Raw genomic sequence first — 16,864 nt, 5'->3', positions numbered from 1 at the left:
CCTTTAGATTATTGGTGCATAAAATTCTGGACCGCCTGTGCCAGCAGCATCGTTTGGCGGACGGATCAACCTCAAATCGCAAAAGACTCGATCAGTTCTTCATCGCCAGAATGATCTCGTTGAGGCACCATTGTGGATTTCGCAACAACGGGTGATGGTCACCATTTTCTAAAATCCGTAATTTCCAGCGCGAACGATTGGACAATAATTTTTGAACTCCCGAAAGTGGAGCGGTTGTGTCTGCGCTCCCATGCAAGCAATAGACGCCGCATTCAGGATCCAGTCTGTCAGCATCAGCGAACAGATCATGGCCATATACGCCGTCCCATAAAGAAGAAGTGTACGATCGCCATGTGTGGCGGGTCAGGTCCTCAACGACTTCAGGCGGCATATCACGCAGCACGTAGGGGAGAAACCAGCGCAGCACCCAACGTGTCACCATACATGCAAGCGCTGCAAAGGCGATGTTGGTCGTAACATATCGCTCCGCTAGATGGCTTTCGCTAAAATATTTGATGGCACCTTCTTTATCGCCGAAATAGGGAATACTGAACAGGATCAGACGTTTTACCAAATGAGGAAACCGGGCGCAAAAGGCGATTGCGACTATTGCCCCGAATGAATGCCCAACGATAGTGATTGCTTTTTGGCCGTGTACAATCTGATAAAGTTCTTCGACATGGCGATCCACCGTATATTTGGTCCATGGTTTTGGGGATTTTCCATAGCCGAGCAGATCAACCAACAAGAGCCGGTGATTAACCGTCAATGGGGCTATGCGCGATCTCCAGTAACGCGTTGAGCCCGCGATGCCATGCAAGAAAACCATGGTTGCGCCTTCATCACCAAGGCTCTCGCTATAGAGCATAGTATCCAAAGCCTGCCATGCTGAGCCGAGGATATTGCCTACCGGGTATCCAATTTCGCGAAATAATAACGCTGCATATCACTTTCATAAGATGTGCCTTCCAACATCTCCAAGATAGATTTAGCAACCAAAAGATCAGGCAAATTATTGATGGGACATCATCCTCGATTCAAATCAATTTCTGACTGACATTTTGGTCTTGAAGTTCCCTAATGAGACAAGAGAAGCGGTATCGCACTATTCTGTAGCATATGCCGGGTAACGCCGCCGAAGATCATTTCGCGTGTTCGCGAATGGCCATAGGCGCCCATAATTATACATGATGCTTCAATGTCGCGGGCTGCAGATTCTAGAGTCTCTTCGATCGAAGTTTTCGTATCAAGGTCTCTCAGTTCGGCGTGAATTCCATGCCGGGATAAAAATATACCTGCGTCTTCTGCGGGAAACTCGGAGGAAGCCTCATCAACCGTAACCAGATGAACTTTTGAGGCTCTGGAAATCAGCGGCAAACTATTTCGGAGCGCATTGGCAGCCTCTGCCGACCCATTCCAGGCAATCATCATTGGTCCAGTGGGATCGAGGACTGGTGCATCATTAGGAATAGTTAAGACCGGAATGGGGATATGAACGGATAGATCGGCCGCCACGTGGCTCAGCTTTCCATCATCGCCTGGTCCGCTACCAACGATGACGATATCAGCCAGTCTTGCTGCCAATATCAATTCGCCAACTAGATCGCCTGTGCGAACATACCAATCCCAGGAAGCCCCTTCTTTAGAGAGCTTTGCTTCAATTTCTGTTCGACGGTCCTTGGCTGCTCCTTCGGCATCACGCAGCATTAATCCGTAGGTCATACCAGACGCTTCTCCTGCCCATAGTACGTACGGAAGCGGCAATATTTGCGCGCAGCTCAGATGAGCTTTTTGATCGCGCGCGAGGGCCAATGCCGATTGCAGGCGGCCTTCCATCCCTGAATCGCCGATAATGGGTAGAAGAATGGTTTTCATAGTGGTCCTTTCAGCAGGCCGCGATTGGGCGGCTTGACGAGAATAATGACGGTTGTGCCGTCAAAACGTTACAGTTTGCCGTTGGATCGGACGAACCCGCGAAGATTCTCTAAAGTGCGGTGTAAACACTAGCGGAAGAAAATATATCCCAAACTTTACCGCAACGTGCGCCAGGACATTAAGATCGAACTGTTCACCGGCAGTGTAACGAAATGAGCAAACCTGCGTCTGTATTGGATACCGCCGGAAATTCACTCTTGGCAGCGCTCGCCTGTCGGGCTGGTAATTTCTTGGGGTCTGCAGACCGGACAGGGCTATTTTTAGGCGCTAATTCGGCAGCCTTCTAGACAGACTAATATACTGATTATTGGAACGGAGAATAAAATGGGTACGTTTGGATGGGGAGTGGCCGTGATTATGGTCATTGTAGTTTCTTGGATATTCTACAAATATCTTGCTCCAAAAGGTTGGCGCGAATGGGCAGGGGCAGGTTTGGTGCAAGCATTTATTATCGCGCTATATGCCGAAATGTATGGATTTCCGCTGACGGTCTACCTCGCCATCCGCTTTTTTGGCTTGGACAGAGATTATGTAAGTTACAGCTTCTGGTCAACAATGCTCAACTTCAGCGAAACTGGAATGTTTGCGGCGATGATCTTGGGCTATATCGTTGCATTTTTTGGAATAGGGCTTTTCATCAAAGGCTGGCGAGAAGTTTATCTTGCCCGTCAGGAAAGCCGGCTGGTTACGACCGGCCTATACAAGTTTGTCAGACACCCCCAATATACTGGCCTTTTCATTGCCTTGTTCGGCGAAGGGGTCATTCATTGGCCTACCATATTCTCGATCAGCCTGCTCCCGGTTATAATGATTGCTTACTATTTCCTCGCACGTAAGGAAGAGCGCGATATGCTGCGGAAGTTTGGCGATGACTACCGTGTCTATCAAGCTAAAGTACCCATGTTCTTTCCGCGTTGGGGACAGTGGAAAGAAATGAAGAAAAGTTCTCAAGGCTCATGACATAAAATCCAGCATTTGATGGTGGAGGGAATTGGCATTGGGCGGAATTTGCTGCTGATAAATATGCTGCGCATATCCGGATGATGATATGATACTGAATATTGTAATCATCGCAGCTATAATCTTAGCTAGCGTGTTACAGTTTTCTCGAAGTTTTTCGCAATCCTCTTTGTGGCGGGCAACGGTTACTCCACTGGCTTCAATCATCGGTAGCGGGTTTCTCGTTCTCGCCCCCATCTTGGTCTATGCTTACGGAAGCAAAGCCCCTCTTGTGATGGGCGCGTTGGTCCTTGGAGCCTATCTTTTTGGGAGCGCTATCCGCTTCAATATAGCCGTCCGAAACGCCCCGGTTTCCTTTCATGATTTTATCGCAGAGAAGCTGGAAATAGGCGCTTCCTGGGCGCTCGCTTTCGCCTTCATGATATCTGTTACCTATTATCTCAATCTCTTTGGTGCATTCGGGCTTAGTCTAACGCCTTTCGACAGTGCTGCGAATGCCAAGCTCCTTTCCTCCGTCATTTTTGTGATCATTTTGGCAGTTGGTTATACGCGCGGGTTTTCTGCGCTTGAGAAAATGGAATATGCTGCCGTCACAATTAAACTTGCTATCATCGCAGGTTTGTTATTGGGCCTCAGCTATTATTGCTACGCCAAAGCAGTCAGTTCAACTCTGGTCCTTCATCCACCCCAATTGACCGGCTGGGCGGCCATAACACTCGCTTTTGGCTGATTATTACCGTCCGAGGGTTTGAGACCTCACGGTATCTAGGCGACGAATATAGCGCCGCCGTTCGGGTTAAATCGATGCAGCTTGCCCAAATGGTCGCCGCCGCAATTTACATGATCTATATCACGTTGTTCGCATTGTCATTTGAGCATGAAGAATTCCGGCTAACTGAAACGGCAATCATTGACGTGATGGGAATTGTTTCTCCAATATTGCCCTGGATATTGGTAGCCGGGGCGTTGGCTGCACAATTCAGCGCCGCCATAGCCGATACAAGCGGTTCTGGCGGTCTGATTGCAGAATTGACAAAAGGCAGGATTAGCTCGCGTAATGGCTATGTGTTGCTCGTAATCATAGGTTTGGTATTAACCTGGAGCGCGGATGTGTTTCAGATTATCAGCTATGCGTCTCGCGCCTTCGCGCTATATTACACTCTGCAGGCAGCAATCGCTGCTCGAATGGCATTTCTCCTTCCAAAGCACAGATGGCACGGCTGTCTCTTCGCACTGCTTGTGATTTTGGGTGTTCTGATTGTTGGGTTTGGCGATGCTGTCGAGGTCTGATGCTTGCAATTGCAAGTTGAGGCTTGATACGAATGAATCACTGCATTTTTTGCCACGGCGACATGGCAAGGCTTTGTTGATCGTGTTGGAGTTGATTGTTTATCCAAACACTAGCTAACATTTTTACTCCGTCGGCGTTTCAATGGCCAGCGTTTGATGAGTAGTGTCAAACCCGACATCGACATTACGACACCGCCGAATGCAAAGGCTATCAGCCACCAGCTGTTGAAGTTTTCATGATTTTTCCAGTCCATTATGTGAAGTGACCAGAAGAAGTCGTAAAATCGCCAAGTAGTACTCCTGACAGCAGAAATTTCCCCTGTAGCCAAGGGAATGAAAATCCTCACGTCATCAATTGTGCTCACTTGCCATGCGGGCAAAGCGCCCCGATACTCTATGGAATTTTGATTGATCTTGGCAACTGACGTAAAATCAGGCTGTCTGCCGATCCATGCCTTCTCCGCAATATTGAGGGCTTCCTGCTTCCCAATCGGCCCGCGTAGATTACCCGTGAGGCCATCAAAAAGATATGTCTTTTCCTCCATATCAATTGCTTCGGCAACAGGTTGGCCCGACAGCATACGGTAGCGCAAGGAGCGTATGGGGCCATTGATTTCTGCCCCTAAAGCTCTAGGAGAAACGAGCCCGCTGATATTTCTGATTGGTTCCACCTCGCGTGATACCAAATGTTCGCTCCGTACGGTTCCGATAGGTACGATGCTCATGATAGAACCGCTAACGAACCAGAGCAGCAATTGTGCGCCGATGATCAGGGCGAGCCATTTATGTAGTTTACTCGCTTTTATGTGAATCTTGGTCGACATCTATCCCCCCGATAAATCGCAGACTATAACTTGACGTCGGGTCTTATTGAGCCTTTTTGGGAGCGCGCGAAGAAGAATGGTACCGCAGAATTTTCCAGTTGTCGCCTTCACGAACTAACACCGACGTCGCGATGCCGGTGCGCTCGATTTTACGATCATCCTGCAAAACTATCACATAGCCATAAGTCTCTGTTGCAAAAGCGGTATTCTCAACCTGAGTTAATGAGACTGTCGGCTGCGTGAAAGTAAAGCTTTTCACATGACCTAATTCGGGACCCAGATGATGTTCCAGATAATGGAGAAATGTTCCTTCAGCCTTACCATTTTCGAATATTTGAGATTCTTCTGAAAACAGCGGCTTCATCTTTGAAGCATCAAGCTTTTGAATGGCGTCCCGGTATGCGGTTAGAACATTTTCTGGAGAGGATCGCGTTGAATTTTGAGGTTCCGCTTCTATTATGGTCGTCTTGCTATCAATTTGGGTGTCGCTTGATTGCGCCGCGAGCGCACTGGCTGGTGCGAGAGCGAGCAAGATTGCATTTAAAATTTTCATAGTTTTATCCATTGGTTATTGTTCCGAGTCTTTTAACAAAGCACAGGGCCATTCCAGCAGTTTTGCCAAGTTTGCATTCCAACTCACCCCTTTCATGCATACTAAACCGCCCATATATGATTGTTAAAATTGGAAACATGGCGACTATCAGAATCGCCGGCCAGTGATTTAGAAACCCAATCATTAGAAAGCAGTTTTCCTATTCATTCTTCCTCGTTCTTATTTGATGACTGATTCCGCCCTCCACGCATAAACAGAAACATCGGAATACATGCCAGCAGCACGATGCCAAGGAGTAGATATACGCCAGGGATATGGGCCTGGTGTTGATGGGTCATCAAATAGCCGCCAATGACTACAGCGCCGAGAAAAACGACAATATAGGTGAGCGTTAACGCAAAACGGCGGGTAGCCGGCTCGTTATTTTTCATCCAACTTTCCTTCGAACGGAACCACTTGAAATCCTGCTAGAACCAGAAACGGATGCCGACAACATAGTTAGTGACCGACGGATCTTCACCCGCTGCTAATGCAAAGTCCCGGCTTCCACCGATCTTCCACTCCTGATCAATTCCAATATAGGGCGCAAATTCTCGCGCAAATTCGTAGCGCAGCCGCAGCCCCACTTCCAGCCGGTCCAGACCAGCACCGACGCCCAGTTCGGGAATGTCTTGAGCGGCAAGACTAACCTCTGCACGCGGTTGCAAAATCAGGCGCTGGGTAATTTTCTGGTCCAACTCGCCTTCGATACTTGCTGTCATATCGCCTTTGTTGGAAAGAAACAGCGCAGCATCGACTTCGAAAAGATAGGGCGCGAGACCTTGAATACCAATCACCGCGTGGGTACGTTCGGGACCTGTCAAATCCTGTTTAATACCGGCCTGTAAATCGAAAAATGGTGCAATTGCCTTGCTATATAGCGCTTGGATTTCTGCGCTCTCGATGGCTTCTCCAAAACTGCCTTCACCTTCACTTTTGAACCAGAACTTTTCGAGATCGCCGCCATAATAGCCCTGCACGTCCCACAAATAACCGTCTTTACCTTCCCGGGCTCGGTACTCTAGACGGTCACCTTGAAACCAGAATACTGGCGTACCGCTAACCTCTCGGGCAACGCCAGCACGTGAAGCGGCCATTGCCTCTGCGCCAACAAACTGATCAGCGGCATATGTGGGCCCTTCAAACGCTTCCGGGGGTGGCGGCGCATTTACGGGCAAATCTAATGGCATGTCATGACCGGCATGAGGGTCGGCCTCTTCTGACTGCTGGTTCATTTTGCCATGATCCATTTGGCTGTGATCCATTTGAGGATCACTCATGGAATCCATTTGCATATCCTGAGAGGCATCCGCTTCGTCGACGCCTTCATGTGGCAGGCCTTCATGATCCATTTCATCATGATTGACGGGAACATCATCCTGCGCCGTTTGGGCCGCATCCATGTTATGGCTTGCATGGGGATCGGGTTCGTCGGCCAACGGCTTTTCATCAGGGTCAACCATAGCGGGCATATTATGTCCATCATGATTTTGCGCAAACGCGATATTGGGCATTGCTGCGCTTGACAGCAGGAGAGCAAGCATCATTTTCATGATTTGTCTCCATCCAGCGGGCGCACGGTGACGACCTGAAACATCCCGTTATGCATGTGATAGAGCAAGTGGCAGTGAAACGCCCAATCGCCCGGTTCATCCGCCGTGAGATCAAATTGGGCGCTGCCGCCTGGTTGCACAATAACCGTGTGTTTTAGTGGCTGACGGTCCCTTTGAGCGCCATTTACCAGTTCGAAGAAATGGCCGTGCAAGTGGATCGGATGCGCCATCATCGTATCATTGACGAGCTTGACCCGGACCCGTTCATTGAACGCGAAGCGGATGGGATCATCTGTGACGGCAGAAAATTTCTTGCCGTCAAAGGACCACATATAGCGCTCCATGTTCCCGGTTAGGTGAATTTCCTTAATCCGTGTGGGTGTTCGGACTGTGTTGGGTTTGGCGGCTACCAATTGTTTATAGTTGAGAACGCGGTGGCCAACTTTGTCGAGACCGATACCTGGATCACCCATGCGATCGACGGGGTTCATTGCGACCATATCGACGCCGGGGCCGACCTTGACCGAAGGCGGCAATTTGGACGTATCACGCATATTCATGCCGCCCGACATATCCATATCGGCCATTGCCGCACCAGCAACAGCGCCGCTAGCTCCATGTGCCGAATGATCCATTCCACCTTCACCGTGCCCGGACATGCCCATATCCTCCATGGTAAGCAGCGGTGGATCACGAAGCGGGGGAACGGCAGCACGTGCGCCTGGGCGACTTGCGAGCGTAGCAAGACCCATACCTGAGCGGTCCATTGATTCAGCGACGATTGTATAGGCGTCGCTGCTTCCAGGTTCGACGATGACGTCATAGGTTTCGGCATTGCCAATCTGGAATTCGTCCACCTGGACAGGCCGCACATTCTGACCATCAGCTGAGATGACGGTCATTGGCAGGCCGGGAATACGGATATTGAAAAACGTGGCAGCAGCCCCGTTGATAAAGCGCAAACGCACACGTTCGCCCTTCTTGAAAAGATATTCCAGACCATCTTCAGGACCATGTCCGTTGAGAAGATAGGTATAGGTTACGGCAGATATATCGCTGATATCGGTTGGCATCATCCGCATTTTTGCCCACATCCGGCGGTCATCGGCCGAAAGGGGATAGTCATCTGTCATCGTGCGCTGATTATAATTAAAATAGCCTTCGCCCTTTTTGAGTTTGGCCATGATCGTGTGCGGATTCATGGGTGACCAGTCAGACAGCATTACTACATAATCCCGATCATATTCTGCGTCCGGCTCTTTAGGATCAATAATTATCGGGCCATAGTGCCCCATCGGCTCCTGCAACGTATGAGCATGCCACCAATAGGTGCCTGCCTGTCGGATTGGGAATTCATAGCGGAACGTTTTGCCTGGTTCGAGCGCTGCCATCGTTACGCCTGGCACACCGTCCATTAAAAATGGAACGAGCAATCCGTGCCAGTGAATGGAAGTGCCTTCAGAACTATCATTGACCATGTCAACGACCAGGTTCTGACCCTCTTTGAGACGCACAAGCGGTCCTGGAACAGTGCCATTTACGGTAACGGCTGGTCCGTTGCGCTTGCCAGTTTGGAATGCCGCATCAGCTACGGTCATTTTCATGTATTCGCCGGAGAGAACATCACTGCCTTTGCGGGCTAATGTGCCTCCATTGGCAGCGCGTGCCCAGCCTGGCATCGCTGCGGATAGTCCTGCAGCCCCACCAAGCGCGAGCGATGAAGTAATTAATTTTCTGCGGTCGAGGGAAAGCATAAATTCTGTCCTGAATAGAGGTCTGTGTTCAACCTCATTACGCGCCCAGATGCTTTATCCCTCAAAACTTTTGGCTGCATCCCGCAATTTATTTCGCGCGCGGTAAATTCGCGATTCAACCGCCTTTTCCGAAATGCCTAGAAGAGCAGCCGTTTCGGCCTGACTGCGTTCGTCAAAGGTCACCAAAACGAAAGGCTCTCTTAAAGAATGGGGAAGGGTGGCAATTTTTTCTTCCATCAGAGAGAGCATCTGGCGTGATTCCAGGTCAGAAGATTGATCAGGTGTTTCGTCAGCGGTCTCTAGTTCGTGCTCCTGGCCGCTTCCAAACTCGAAAAAACGACGCACTTTGCGCCGCCTTAAATGATCACGACATTTATTAAGAGTAATTCTGGTTAGCCATGGAGCCAACTCGCGGCTCTGGTCAAATTGACCTATTTTGAACCATGCTGCGGCCATTGCCTCCTGGACAGCATCTTGCGCTTCGTCTGAATGATGCAAGGTTCTAAAAGCAATATTAAGCAAGCGCGACCCATGACGTTGCATCAAGACTCCAAACGCTCTTCGATCACCCTTGGCCGATCTACTTGCAAGGACCTCGTCCTGTTCATCTGAAATTGGCTGATCCATTCCAGATTATTCAAAGAATTTCATTGCTGATCAGCAGTAAGTGCATCGCTCACATGACGGTCGAACGCCGCTTGCTGATTGGGCGATAATAGCGAACGCATTTCAAAAACATGCGAGATCGTTGCTTTTTGTAGCTCCCCCATACGGTCATGCACATCTTCTACCGCCAATGCGACTTTAGGGCCAAATTCGTGTTCTTCCTCCATAGCGGTAGCAAGCTTGCCATTGGCCGCGCGCAGCGATAGCTCCAAAGTTCGGCGCTTTACCGCAAATTTGTCCTCCATTTCGTCGAGGTTTTTCATTTGGGTTTCTGAAAGACGGAGCTCTTGATGAACAAAACCATGAAGGCTGGCGCTTTCACCATTTCGCGCTAACCATTTATTGGCTGCTAAAGACCCCAAAAATCCAGCAGCCAGTGCCAGAAAAATCAGGAGAGCAATGCGAAAAGGCCCCATTCTCATGGTGAAACATGTAGCAATGTGGCTGGTGAATAGTCAGGCCCATCGCTCAAATAACTGGAGCTACTGCTCGCCATAGCTTCATCTCCCCCACTCATCACGCCGATGCTAAGCGCGGTAACCAGCATGATAGCGGCCAAGCCATTACGGCCCCTAGCCAGCTGTCTGCTTTCGATTTGAGATACACGGGACCAAATTCCAGCCTCGAAATCTGGACCGATACCAGGTAACCTTTGATGGCCCAGCTCCTCGATTATTTTACTAAATTTGTCAGTCATTCAGCTTTCCTTCCAAAACCGCGTTACTAGATACTTTACGCGTGGGGCAGATAAAACCCTCAATAAAATTTTGAGGGGAATGAAAGTTTGCTGCGTAATAGTCACATAGCAGCATCGAAACAAACTGCTAGATTTGGAGCTCAATATGCACTGGCGTTCGATCGGTTTGGTACTGCTTTTAATTCTCACGCCCGCTTCGGCATTGCAGGCGCATGAGGCGCATCGCAATAATGAGCCTGATCCCGTGGCCCAATCGACCGAACACAACGCCGCTGATGAAAGCATGGCATCGATGCAATCTGGAGATATGACAGATCCACATGCCGAACATAACCACAAAGCAGCAACCGACAAAAGCTTCGATCTCATCGATTTTCTCGGTCGCTTACACCCTATGGCGGTTCATTTCCCAATCGCTCTTTTCCTGGTTGCCGCATTGGCCGAGCTTATCATGATTATTAATCCGACGGCAGGTGTAGGGAGTTCGGTTCGGTTCCTCGTCTGGATCGGTGCAGCCGGCGGCATTGTGGCTGCAATTTTGGGCTGGCTCGCAGGCGGCATACGCATGAGTGATCGTTCGGAGATCTTGGGACTTCACAGGTGGACAGGCACCGGCATCGCCATAACCGGCATATTGCTCGCTCTTTTGTCTAATGCTCCCGCAAACTCGGGCAAACGCACAGTGTTCCGCGTCGGGCTGGCGGCCGTAGCACTGGCGATACTATTTCAAGGCTATTGGGGTGCAGAGATGTCGCTCGGCCCCAACCATATGGGAATGTAGAGGAATACTTATGACCAAAAGCTTATCTATTAAATCTTTACGCAAAGCAGCCAGTGGTATGACGCTCGCGTTGCTGGCAGCCTGCACAACAGCGGTAAGCGCCGCCCCAATCGTTATGTACCGGGATGCTGGCTGCGGTTGCTGTTTGAAGTGGGCGGATCATGCCGAGAAAGGCATGGACCGGACGATCACGGTTAAAGACGAAGCCAATATGCGGGCGCGTAAAACCGCTTTGGGCGTTCCGCCCATGCTGGCTTCTTGTCATACCGCTGTTATTGACGGATATGTCATCGAGGGCCACGTCCCAGCAGCTGATATCAAGCGATTGCTCGAAACCCGCCCTGCTGGCGTTAAAGGGATTGCCGTAGCAGGCATGCCGGTCGGGTCACCGGGCATGGAATATGAAAATCAAACACAAGCTTACCAGGTCATCGCCTTTGGCGCTGATGGGCAGAGTGTGTTCACAAACTATAATTGAGACGAACAACCTAGAAGGGAAATATAATGAATAAACTAGCAGTTATCGCCAGCGCAATCGCTCTGGTTTCAAGCGGTGCAGCTTTGGCGCATCAACACAAAGCCGGTACTTCTCACAAGGCCGGCGCTTCTGAGACGCAGAAATGTGAAATGATGAAGGACGGAAAAAAGATGCCAGGCATGATGCAAAAAGGTGCTGACGGCAAAATGTCCTGCCAGATGATGGATCATTCGAAGATGGATCATAGCAAAATGGGCCATGGTCCGGCCAAAACAGAACCCGCCAAGCCGGAATAGTTAAACCCGCTTAGGGTCGCAGGATGGGTCCGGAGTTTTAGAATTTCGATTTTAAGGCTTCGGGCCGGTTCCTACTTTCCCATTTTGCCAAACAAGCTGACGAGTTCGGCAATTTTTTCCTTTTGGTCAGCTTTGTTTCCCGACGTGAGGGCTTCTTCAACGCAATGATTGGCGTGAATCTCCAATATTTTCATTTTTGTGGCGCGCAACGCAGCCTCCACAGCAGAAAATTGTTGGAGAATATCGATGCAATAGCGACCGTCCTCCATCATTTTAGCAATACCGCGAACCTGACCTTCAATCCGGTGCATCCGGGATATTTCTCGAGTGAATTTTTCTGTCATATTTTCCTAATCCCTTATTTCAGTGGTGGCTTAATCAAAAGATTTTTTCCAGGTTCCATTACCTCTCTTGACTATAAAACTATACCCCACTATAGTATATTGATCAACAAAAAATGATTGGAGCGTAATATGTCCGATATCTCAACTGGAAAACAAATTCTAATCCTGGGGTGGACTCTGAGTCTGTTCCTGCTCGTCAGCTATCTAATATGTATTGGTTTTGGTATTATCGCACCTGATTGGGCGCATATGCATGAAGCCTGGGCGCCTTGGCTCCCTGGTTTTGAATGGCTGACATGGCCGGGCTTTTTGGCCGGTGCTGTCGGAAGCTTTGCGTATGGCTGGTATATCACGCTCTTCGTAATCCCGTTGAAACGCTTTTTTGAAAAACGGATTGGAAATTCCGCTAATGGCTGAGGTCACTCCTTCCCCCCATGGCCTTTCAGGCCATGACCGAAGCCCGTCCGGCTCCTCAGATCCTGTCACAGATCCCGTCTGCGGTATGACTGTTGAGCCGGATAAGACCGAGCATCATGCATATCATGATGCTCGGGATTATCATTTTTGTTCTAACGGATGCAAAACCAAATTTGTTGCAGATCCAGAACATTATATTTCGGGAAAGCATCGCGAGATGCGGGATCAAACGCCAGCAGGGACTATCTATACATGTCCTATGCATCCGGAAATCCGGCAAGACGGACCTGGCTCATGTCCAATTTGCGGCATGGCCCTTGAGCCGGAGGAATTTTCTTTAGAAACCGGCCCTGACCCTGAATATATCGATATGCGCAGGCGCTTTTGGGTCAGCGCGATATTTTCCATCCCCCTCTTCATATACGCAATGGGGGATCTCATCCCCGGCAAACCATTCGAGGGCCTGTTTGAACCAGGGGTAGCTCAGTTGTTGCAGTTTTTGCTGGCAACACCGGTAGTCCTCTGGGGTGCTTGGCCTTTCTTCGTTCGCGGTATCCAATCAGTCAAAACCATGAACCTCAACATGTTTACTCTGATCGGGCTCGGCGTAGCTGTTGCCTATATATTCAGCGTTGTTGCAACCTTTCTGCCAAATATCTTCCCAGCCGCGTTTCGCGGGCACGATGGCGGCGTTGCTGTCTATTATGAAGCCGCTGCAGTCATCACCACTTTGGTCCTTTTGGGACAAGTACTGGAACTGAAAGCACGCGGGCAGACATCGAGTGCCTTGCGGGCACTGCTGGAACTGGCACCGCCAATTGCTTTACGCGTTGGTGCGGATGGGTCTGAAAAAGAAATATCGCTCGACCAAGTGCAGTCCGGTGACAGCCTGCGCGTCCGTCCGGGCGATAAAATACCCGTCGATGGCATTATTGCCAAGGGCTCCAGCACGATTGACCAATCGATGATCACGGGCGAGCCAATCCCGGTCGCCAAAGCCGAAGGAGACGAAGTCACCGGCGGGACAGTCAATCAGACCGGCAGTTTCATTATGACAGCTGAGCGTGTGGGTAAAGACACGCTGCTCGCCAAGATTGTCCAGATGGTAGCGGAAGCACAGCGCAGCCGTGCGCCCATCCAGAAGCTCGCGGATTCAGTTGCCGGCCTTTTTGTTCCGGTAGTCATTCTCATCTCGATTATCACGTTCATCATCTGGGCGATTTGGGGGCCCCATCCCGCTCTTGCTTATGGATTGGTCAATGCGGTCGCGGTTTTGATCATTGCGTGTCCCTGTGCGCTTGGTCTTGCAACCCCGATGTCGATCATGGTGGGCACAGGTAAAGGTGCGCAGAACGGTATCTTGATCAAAAATGCCGAGGCGCTGGAAACTTTGGAAAAGATTGATACCATCGTGGTCGACAAGACTGGCACACTGACCGAGGGCAAGCCCAAACTGGTCTCGGTAGAGCCCGCGCATGGTTTTGATGGCGATGAAATGCTGGCACTTGTTGCTGCAATTGAAATGGCGAGTGAACACCCGCTGGCCGCCGCGATTGTAACTGGCGCAAAGGATAAGGGCCTTTCGTTTGAAGCAGCAACCGACTTCCAGTCGGTTACTGGGGAAGGTGTCGAAGCAACTGCGCAGAACCTGCGCGTTGCCATCGGCAATGAAAAGATGATGGAAAGGCTCGGTGCGAGCAGTGCTGATCTAATTGCTAAAGCGCAAGATGGACGATCACAGGGCCAGACTGTCATGTTTGTAGCCGTGGACGGGAAGCCTGCCGGTCTCATCGGCGTTGCAGACCCCATCAAACCGACAACTGTTGATGCGATTAAGGCTCTTCACAACGCCAATATTCGCGTGGTGATGCTCACAGGAGATGCAGAAGCGACCGCGCAAGCCGTTGGGAAGCTCATTGGCATTGATGAAATTCATGCCAATGTATCACCGGAAGATAAACACAGGGTCATCAGCGAGTTACAAGCCGCCGGCAAGAAGGTCGCAATGGCCGGTGATGGTATAAATGACGCGCCTGCTTTGGCTAAAGCCGATGTGGGTATTGCGATGGGGACGGGGACCGATGTAGCGATGGAAAGTGCCGGAATCACCTTGGTAAAGGGCGATTTGGGCGGCATTGCCAAGGCCCGTCACCTCAGCCAGCTCACAATGGGCAATATCCGGCAAAACCTCTTTTTCGCCTTCATCTATAACGGACTTGGCGTACCCGTCGCAGCAGGCATTCTCTATCCTTGGTTCGGAATATTGCTCAGTCCGATGATTGCGGCGGCAGCGATGAGCCTCTCTTCAGTGTCGGTTATCGGAAATGCGCTGCGCTTGAGACGACAGAATTTATAGAACCTTCATAACCCCGCAGCGAAAGAATGGTAAATTAATGTCCGTAAAATGGGTGCTTCGAAACAAAACGCTATGGCGCATTATCCGCAGCCTAATGCGTTGGGTTTTGTCACGCTCAGCTAGAACAATATTATTGAGCCGGGGACTGACCTTATCAGATGGCACGACAAGGCGCTGGTTCCGGAAGAATGTTAATGACTTTCTCAACACCCTCGATCCTGAAGTGCAGTTTCAGCGTAGCATCGCCGATCTGGACAAGTTACCCAACATCGGGAACCGACTAATGGTCGAGTTCGCCATTTATACCGCAGCCAGCTATCGCGTGATGCTAAAGCTTGGTATATCGAAGGCTTCGGCTCGGCAGACAATATCCGATATTGGGTGGGATGTGTATGCATCTCTCCTGCGGCTTTCTTCGTTCCCGTTTCGATTGGTTACGCGCGATCCTGCAAAGCGTCTGCGATGGACAATCCAATCACTGTTACGCTTCCCGTTCACCGCTCCCGGCGCACCAGGATATGCGGTCAAGCACTGGTCGGATGATCAAAATATCTACACCCATTTCACCCATTGTCCGCCGCAAAGCTTTGTTAGAAAGCTTGTGCAGGAAACCGGTGATCAGGGAGATATGGACGCGTTTTACGATAGTTGGTGTATGTACGACTGGCCAGGATCAGATGTCATCGCAAATGATGGCCAGCGCGGCCATTATCGGCGCAAACAAACACTATCTCGCGGCGATCCGGTGTGTGATATGTGCTGGGCCGCGCAAATTGATCCTGCGGATCGACAGGTCGCAAATGGACAATGACAACTACACCCCGCCATTGGGTTACAAAATCCTGACGCCACTCTATGATCTCGCTATCCGGTATTTGACGCGGGAAAGCGCATGGCGTTCAGCGCTGGTAAAACAGATCAATCCGCTTCCAGGCGACAGGATATTGGATGTGGGATGTGGGACCGGCAGCCTGCTTGCTGTTTTGGCGGAGCAGTGCCCAGAAGCCGATTTTATCGGGCTTGACCCGGACATAGCGGCACTCGAGCGCGCATCCAAAAAAATAGACAGTGCCAATATTCGGTTGATTCCGGGGTTCTTGTCAAAAGAAGCTTTGCCCAAAGGATGGCAGCCTACAAAGATAACATCCAGTTTGATGTTTCATCAGGTGGCGCTCGAAAAAAAGAACGAGATAGCCGAAATCATGCGCAGCCTGCTTATGCCCGGCGGAGAACTCCACATTGCAGATTATGCAATGCAGAAGTCACCACTGATGCGCGCTGCCTTTCGAATGACGGTGCAGCAGCTGGATGGCGTTGAAGATACAAGGCACAATGCTGAGGGTATATTGGAAAGAATATTGGTGGCACCGGGATATTTGACGGAAAAAACACAAAGTTTCGCGACAGCAACGGGTTCCATTTCACTGTTTAAAGCAAAGTTTGTCGCTTCATGAAATTTGACAAAGCGCCCGAGGTTCATATCGCCACATTCGGATTTTTCACGTCCTTCATTTGGGAAATCCTGCAAATGCCATTCTTTGATGTGGGATCGGCAGGCTATTGGCAGAGAACGCTGGGCTGTACCCGGGCAACATTTGGCGACGTGGGAATATTGGTGCTCGCCTACACGGCAGTTTCGATAATAACGCGGAACCGGAACTGGCTGCATTCTCCAAAATACTGGATGATCAGTATTTATCTACTGACCGGACTGGGGATTACGGTAATTATTGAAGCAATGGCCACCAGCGTGCCACGTGAATGGGGATGGGGCTGGCGATATAGCGAACTCATGCCTTTGGTGCCCGGTACGAATATAGGCCTTGTTCCCGTCCTTATGTGGATATTCATCCCGTTGATCACGCTTTGGTTTGCAAGGCGTCAACCGCAGCCATAACTTCCGCACATCTCAAAGGCGAAA

22 protein-coding genes are annotated in these 16,864 nt (G+C 50.2%); 11 read left to right on the top strand and 11 right to left on the bottom strand.

The genetic code is table 11. From position 1 onward, the window contains the following. Positions 1-91 precede the first annotated feature (91 nt). Together ACWFTY_RS12305 and ACWFTY_RS12300 are read right to left on the bottom strand one after the other, a co-directional pair. Positions 92-868: an alpha/beta fold hydrolase gene (locus ACWFTY_RS12305; RefSeq protein WP_335656539.1), complete on the bottom strand. Its 777-nt coding sequence runs from the start codon at positions 866-868 to the stop codon at positions 92-94. Between the two features lie 209 nt (positions 869-1,077). After that, a complete protein-coding gene (locus tag ACWFTY_RS12300) occupies positions 1,078-1,875 on the bottom strand; it encodes a universal stress protein (protein WP_447524508.1) in 798 nt (265 codons plus the stop codon). A gap of 384 nt (positions 1,876-2,259) precedes the next feature. On the opposite strand from ACWFTY_RS12300, the gene ACWFTY_RS12295 reads away from it, so the two are divergent. The 3 genes from ACWFTY_RS12295 to ACWFTY_RS12285 all read left to right on the top strand — a co-directional run bounded on the left by ACWFTY_RS12295 (position 2,260) and on the right by ACWFTY_RS12285 (position 4,185). Beyond that, positions 2,260-2,895, top strand: a complete 636-nt coding sequence (locus ACWFTY_RS12295) for a methyltransferase family protein (protein WP_335656537.1) — start codon at positions 2,260-2,262, stop codon at positions 2,893-2,895. 88 nt (positions 2,896-2,983) lie between these two features. Beyond that, entirely contained in the window at positions 2,984-3,625 is a 642-nt protein-coding gene (locus tag ACWFTY_RS12290) for a hypothetical protein (protein ID WP_447524507.1), read from the top strand. A 110-nt stretch (positions 3,626-3,735) separates the two neighbouring features. Next, positions 3,736-4,185 carry a hypothetical protein gene (locus ACWFTY_RS12285; RefSeq protein ID WP_447524506.1) on the top strand — a complete coding sequence of 150 codons (450 nt, stop codon included), beginning with the start codon at positions 3,736-3,738 and terminating at the stop codon, positions 4,183-4,185. Positions 4,186-4,295: 110 nt separating this feature from the next. On the opposite strand, the gene ACWFTY_RS12280 is transcribed toward ACWFTY_RS12285, so the two are convergent. The 8 genes from ACWFTY_RS12280 to ACWFTY_RS12245 form a co-directional block, all read right to left on the bottom strand. Next, positions 4,296-5,009 (bottom strand): PepSY domain-containing protein, encoded by a 714-nt coding sequence (locus ACWFTY_RS12280; protein WP_335656535.1) that lies wholly within the window; start codon positions 5,007-5,009, stop codon positions 4,296-4,298. 43 nt (positions 5,010-5,052) lie between these two features. Then, positions 5,053-5,562 (bottom strand): YybH family protein, encoded by a 510-nt coding sequence (locus tag ACWFTY_RS12275; RefSeq protein ID WP_335656534.1) that lies wholly within the window; start codon positions 5,560-5,562, stop codon positions 5,053-5,055. 203 nt (positions 5,563-5,765) lie between these two features. Next, positions 5,766-5,993: a DUF2933 domain-containing protein gene (locus ACWFTY_RS12270; protein ID WP_447524505.1), complete on the bottom strand. Its 228-nt coding sequence runs from the start codon at positions 5,991-5,993 to the stop codon at positions 5,766-5,768. Between the two features lie 36 nt (positions 5,994-6,029). Further along, complete coding sequence (locus tag ACWFTY_RS12265; protein ID WP_447524504.1) at positions 6,030-7,154, bottom strand: copper resistance protein B; 1,125 nt, start codon at positions 7,152-7,154, stop codon at positions 6,030-6,032. Beyond that, positions 7,151-8,908, bottom strand: a complete 1,758-nt coding sequence (locus tag ACWFTY_RS12260) for a copper resistance system multicopper oxidase (protein WP_447524503.1) — start codon at positions 8,906-8,908, stop codon at positions 7,151-7,153. The genes ACWFTY_RS12265 and ACWFTY_RS12260 overlap by 4 nt, the downstream gene beginning before the upstream one ends. A 54-nt stretch (positions 8,909-8,962) precedes the next feature. After that, positions 8,963-9,535: an RNA polymerase sigma factor gene (locus ACWFTY_RS12255; protein ID WP_447524502.1), complete on the bottom strand. Its 573-nt coding sequence runs from the start codon at positions 9,533-9,535 to the stop codon at positions 8,963-8,965. Between the two features lie 20 nt (positions 9,536-9,555). Further along, positions 9,556-9,996 carry a periplasmic heavy metal sensor gene (locus tag ACWFTY_RS12250; protein WP_447524501.1) on the bottom strand — a complete coding sequence of 147 codons (441 nt, stop codon included), beginning with the start codon at positions 9,994-9,996 and terminating at the stop codon, positions 9,556-9,558. Then, positions 9,993-10,271, bottom strand: coding sequence for a hypothetical protein (locus ACWFTY_RS12245; RefSeq protein ID WP_447524500.1), 279 nt, complete (start codon positions 10,269-10,271; stop codon positions 9,993-9,995). Before ACWFTY_RS12245 ends, ACWFTY_RS12250 begins: the two co-directional genes overlap by 4 nt. A 133-nt stretch (positions 10,272-10,404) precedes the next feature. On the opposite strand from ACWFTY_RS12245, the gene ACWFTY_RS12240 reads away from it, so the two are divergent. From ACWFTY_RS12240 to ACWFTY_RS12230, 3 genes are read left to right on the top strand one after another with little or no spacing between them, the layout of a single operon-like run. After that, entirely contained in the window at positions 10,405-11,052 is a 648-nt protein-coding gene (locus ACWFTY_RS12240; protein ID WP_447524499.1) for a DUF2231 domain-containing protein, read from the top strand. 10 nt (positions 11,053-11,062) lie between these two features. Then, on the top strand, positions 11,063-11,530 hold the full coding sequence (locus tag ACWFTY_RS12235) for a DUF411 domain-containing protein (protein ID WP_447524498.1): 468 nt from the start codon (positions 11,063-11,065) through the stop codon (positions 11,528-11,530). Positions 11,531-11,556: 26 nt separating this feature from the next. Next, positions 11,557-11,826 carry a hypothetical protein gene (locus ACWFTY_RS12230; protein ID WP_447524497.1) on the top strand — a complete coding sequence of 90 codons (270 nt, stop codon included), beginning with the start codon at positions 11,557-11,559 and terminating at the stop codon, positions 11,824-11,826. Between the two features lie 71 nt (positions 11,827-11,897). On the opposite strand, the gene ACWFTY_RS12225 is transcribed toward ACWFTY_RS12230, so the two are convergent. Next, positions 11,898-12,170, bottom strand: a complete 273-nt coding sequence (locus ACWFTY_RS12225) for a metal-sensitive transcriptional regulator (RefSeq protein ID WP_447524496.1) — start codon at positions 12,168-12,170, stop codon at positions 11,898-11,900. A gap of 129 nt (positions 12,171-12,299) precedes the next feature. Between ACWFTY_RS12225 and ACWFTY_RS12220 the strand changes: the two genes are divergently transcribed. The 5 genes from ACWFTY_RS12220 to ACWFTY_RS12200 all read left to right on the top strand — a co-directional run bounded on the left by ACWFTY_RS12220 (position 12,300) and on the right by ACWFTY_RS12200 (position 16,840). Then, complete coding sequence (locus ACWFTY_RS12220) at positions 12,300-12,587, top strand: hypothetical protein (RefSeq protein WP_447524495.1); 288 nt, start codon at positions 12,300-12,302, stop codon at positions 12,585-12,587. After that, entirely contained in the window at positions 12,580-14,943 is a 2,364-nt protein-coding gene (locus ACWFTY_RS12215; protein ID WP_447526890.1) for a heavy metal translocating P-type ATPase, read from the top strand. The genes ACWFTY_RS12220 and ACWFTY_RS12215 overlap by 8 nt, the downstream gene beginning before the upstream one ends. A gap of 133 nt (positions 14,944-15,076) precedes the next feature. Further along, the gene (locus tag ACWFTY_RS12210; RefSeq protein WP_447524494.1) at positions 15,077-15,754 is read left to right on the top strand and encodes a hypothetical protein; all 678 of its coding nucleotides are present in this window, start codon (positions 15,077-15,079) and stop codon (positions 15,752-15,754) included. After that, positions 15,744-16,397, top strand: coding sequence for a class I SAM-dependent methyltransferase (locus ACWFTY_RS12205; RefSeq protein ID WP_447524493.1), 654 nt, complete (start codon positions 15,744-15,746; stop codon positions 16,395-16,397). Before ACWFTY_RS12210 ends, ACWFTY_RS12205 begins: the two co-directional genes overlap by 11 nt. Further along, entirely contained in the window at positions 16,394-16,840 is a 447-nt protein-coding gene (locus tag ACWFTY_RS12200; RefSeq protein ID WP_335656520.1) for a hypothetical protein, read from the top strand. Before ACWFTY_RS12205 ends, ACWFTY_RS12200 begins: the two co-directional genes overlap by 4 nt. Positions 16,841-16,864 lie beyond the last annotated feature (24 nt).

This window comes from Parasphingorhabdus sp. NYA22 (genome assembly GCF_976973735.1).
This window is presented reverse-complemented; position numbering and strand designations above follow the sequence as displayed.

Coding starts and splice junctions, on each gene's coding strand:
- ACWFTY_RS12280 (WP_335656535.1), bottom strand. CDS start 5,009: ATGTCGACCAAGATTCACATAAAAGCGAGTAAACTACATAAATGGCTC.
- ACWFTY_RS12220 (WP_447524495.1), top strand. CDS start 12,300: ATGTCCGATATCTCAACTGGAAAACAAATTCTAATCCTGGGGTGGACT.
- ACWFTY_RS12235 (WP_447524498.1), top strand. CDS start 11,063: ATGACCAAAAGCTTATCTATTAAATCTTTACGCAAAGCAGCCAGTGGT.
- ACWFTY_RS12250 (WP_447524501.1), bottom strand. CDS start 9,996: ATGAGAATGGGGCCTTTTCGCATTGCTCTCCTGATTTTTCTGGCACTG.
- ACWFTY_RS12230 (WP_447524497.1), top strand. CDS start 11,557: ATGAATAAACTAGCAGTTATCGCCAGCGCAATCGCTCTGGTTTCAAGC.
- ACWFTY_RS12305 (WP_335656539.1), bottom strand. CDS start 868: ATGCTCTATAGCGAGAGCCTTGGTGATGAAGGCGCAACCATGGTTTTC.
- ACWFTY_RS12225 (WP_447524496.1), bottom strand. CDS start 12,170: ATGACAGAAAAATTCACTCGAGAAATATCCCGGATGCACCGGATTGAA.
- ACWFTY_RS12245 (WP_447524500.1), bottom strand. CDS start 10,271: ATGACTGACAAATTTAGTAAAATAATCGAGGAGCTGGGCCATCAAAGG.
- ACWFTY_RS12260 (WP_447524503.1), bottom strand. CDS start 8,908: ATGCTTTCCCTCGACCGCAGAAAATTAATTACTTCATCGCTCGCGCTT.
- ACWFTY_RS12205 (WP_447524493.1), top strand. CDS start 15,744: ATGGACAATGACAACTACACCCCGCCATTGGGTTACAAAATCCTGACG.
- ACWFTY_RS12270 (WP_447524505.1), bottom strand. CDS start 5,993: ATGAAAAATAACGAGCCGGCTACCCGCCGTTTTGCGTTAACGCTCACC.
- ACWFTY_RS12285 (WP_447524506.1), top strand. CDS start 3,736: ATGATCTATATCACGTTGTTCGCATTGTCATTTGAGCATGAAGAATTC.
- ACWFTY_RS12290 (WP_447524507.1), top strand. CDS start 2,984: ATGATACTGAATATTGTAATCATCGCAGCTATAATCTTAGCTAGCGTG.
- ACWFTY_RS12265 (WP_447524504.1), bottom strand. CDS start 7,154: ATGAAAATGATGCTTGCTCTCCTGCTGTCAAGCGCAGCAATGCCCAAT.
- ACWFTY_RS12215 (WP_447526890.1), top strand. CDS start 12,580: ATGGCTGAGGTCACTCCTTCCCCCCATGGCCTTTCAGGCCATGACCGA.
- ACWFTY_RS12255 (WP_447524502.1), bottom strand. CDS start 9,535: ATGGATCAGCCAATTTCAGATGAACAGGACGAGGTCCTTGCAAGTAGA.
- ACWFTY_RS12200 (WP_335656520.1), top strand. CDS start 16,394: ATGAAATTTGACAAAGCGCCCGAGGTTCATATCGCCACATTCGGATTT.
- ACWFTY_RS12275 (WP_335656534.1), bottom strand. CDS start 5,562: ATGAAAATTTTAAATGCAATCTTGCTCGCTCTCGCACCAGCCAGTGCG.
- ACWFTY_RS12295 (WP_335656537.1), top strand. CDS start 2,260: ATGGGTACGTTTGGATGGGGAGTGGCCGTGATTATGGTCATTGTAGTT.
- ACWFTY_RS12300 (WP_447524508.1), bottom strand. CDS start 1,875: ATGAAAACCATTCTTCTACCCATTATCGGCGATTCAGGGATGGAAGGC.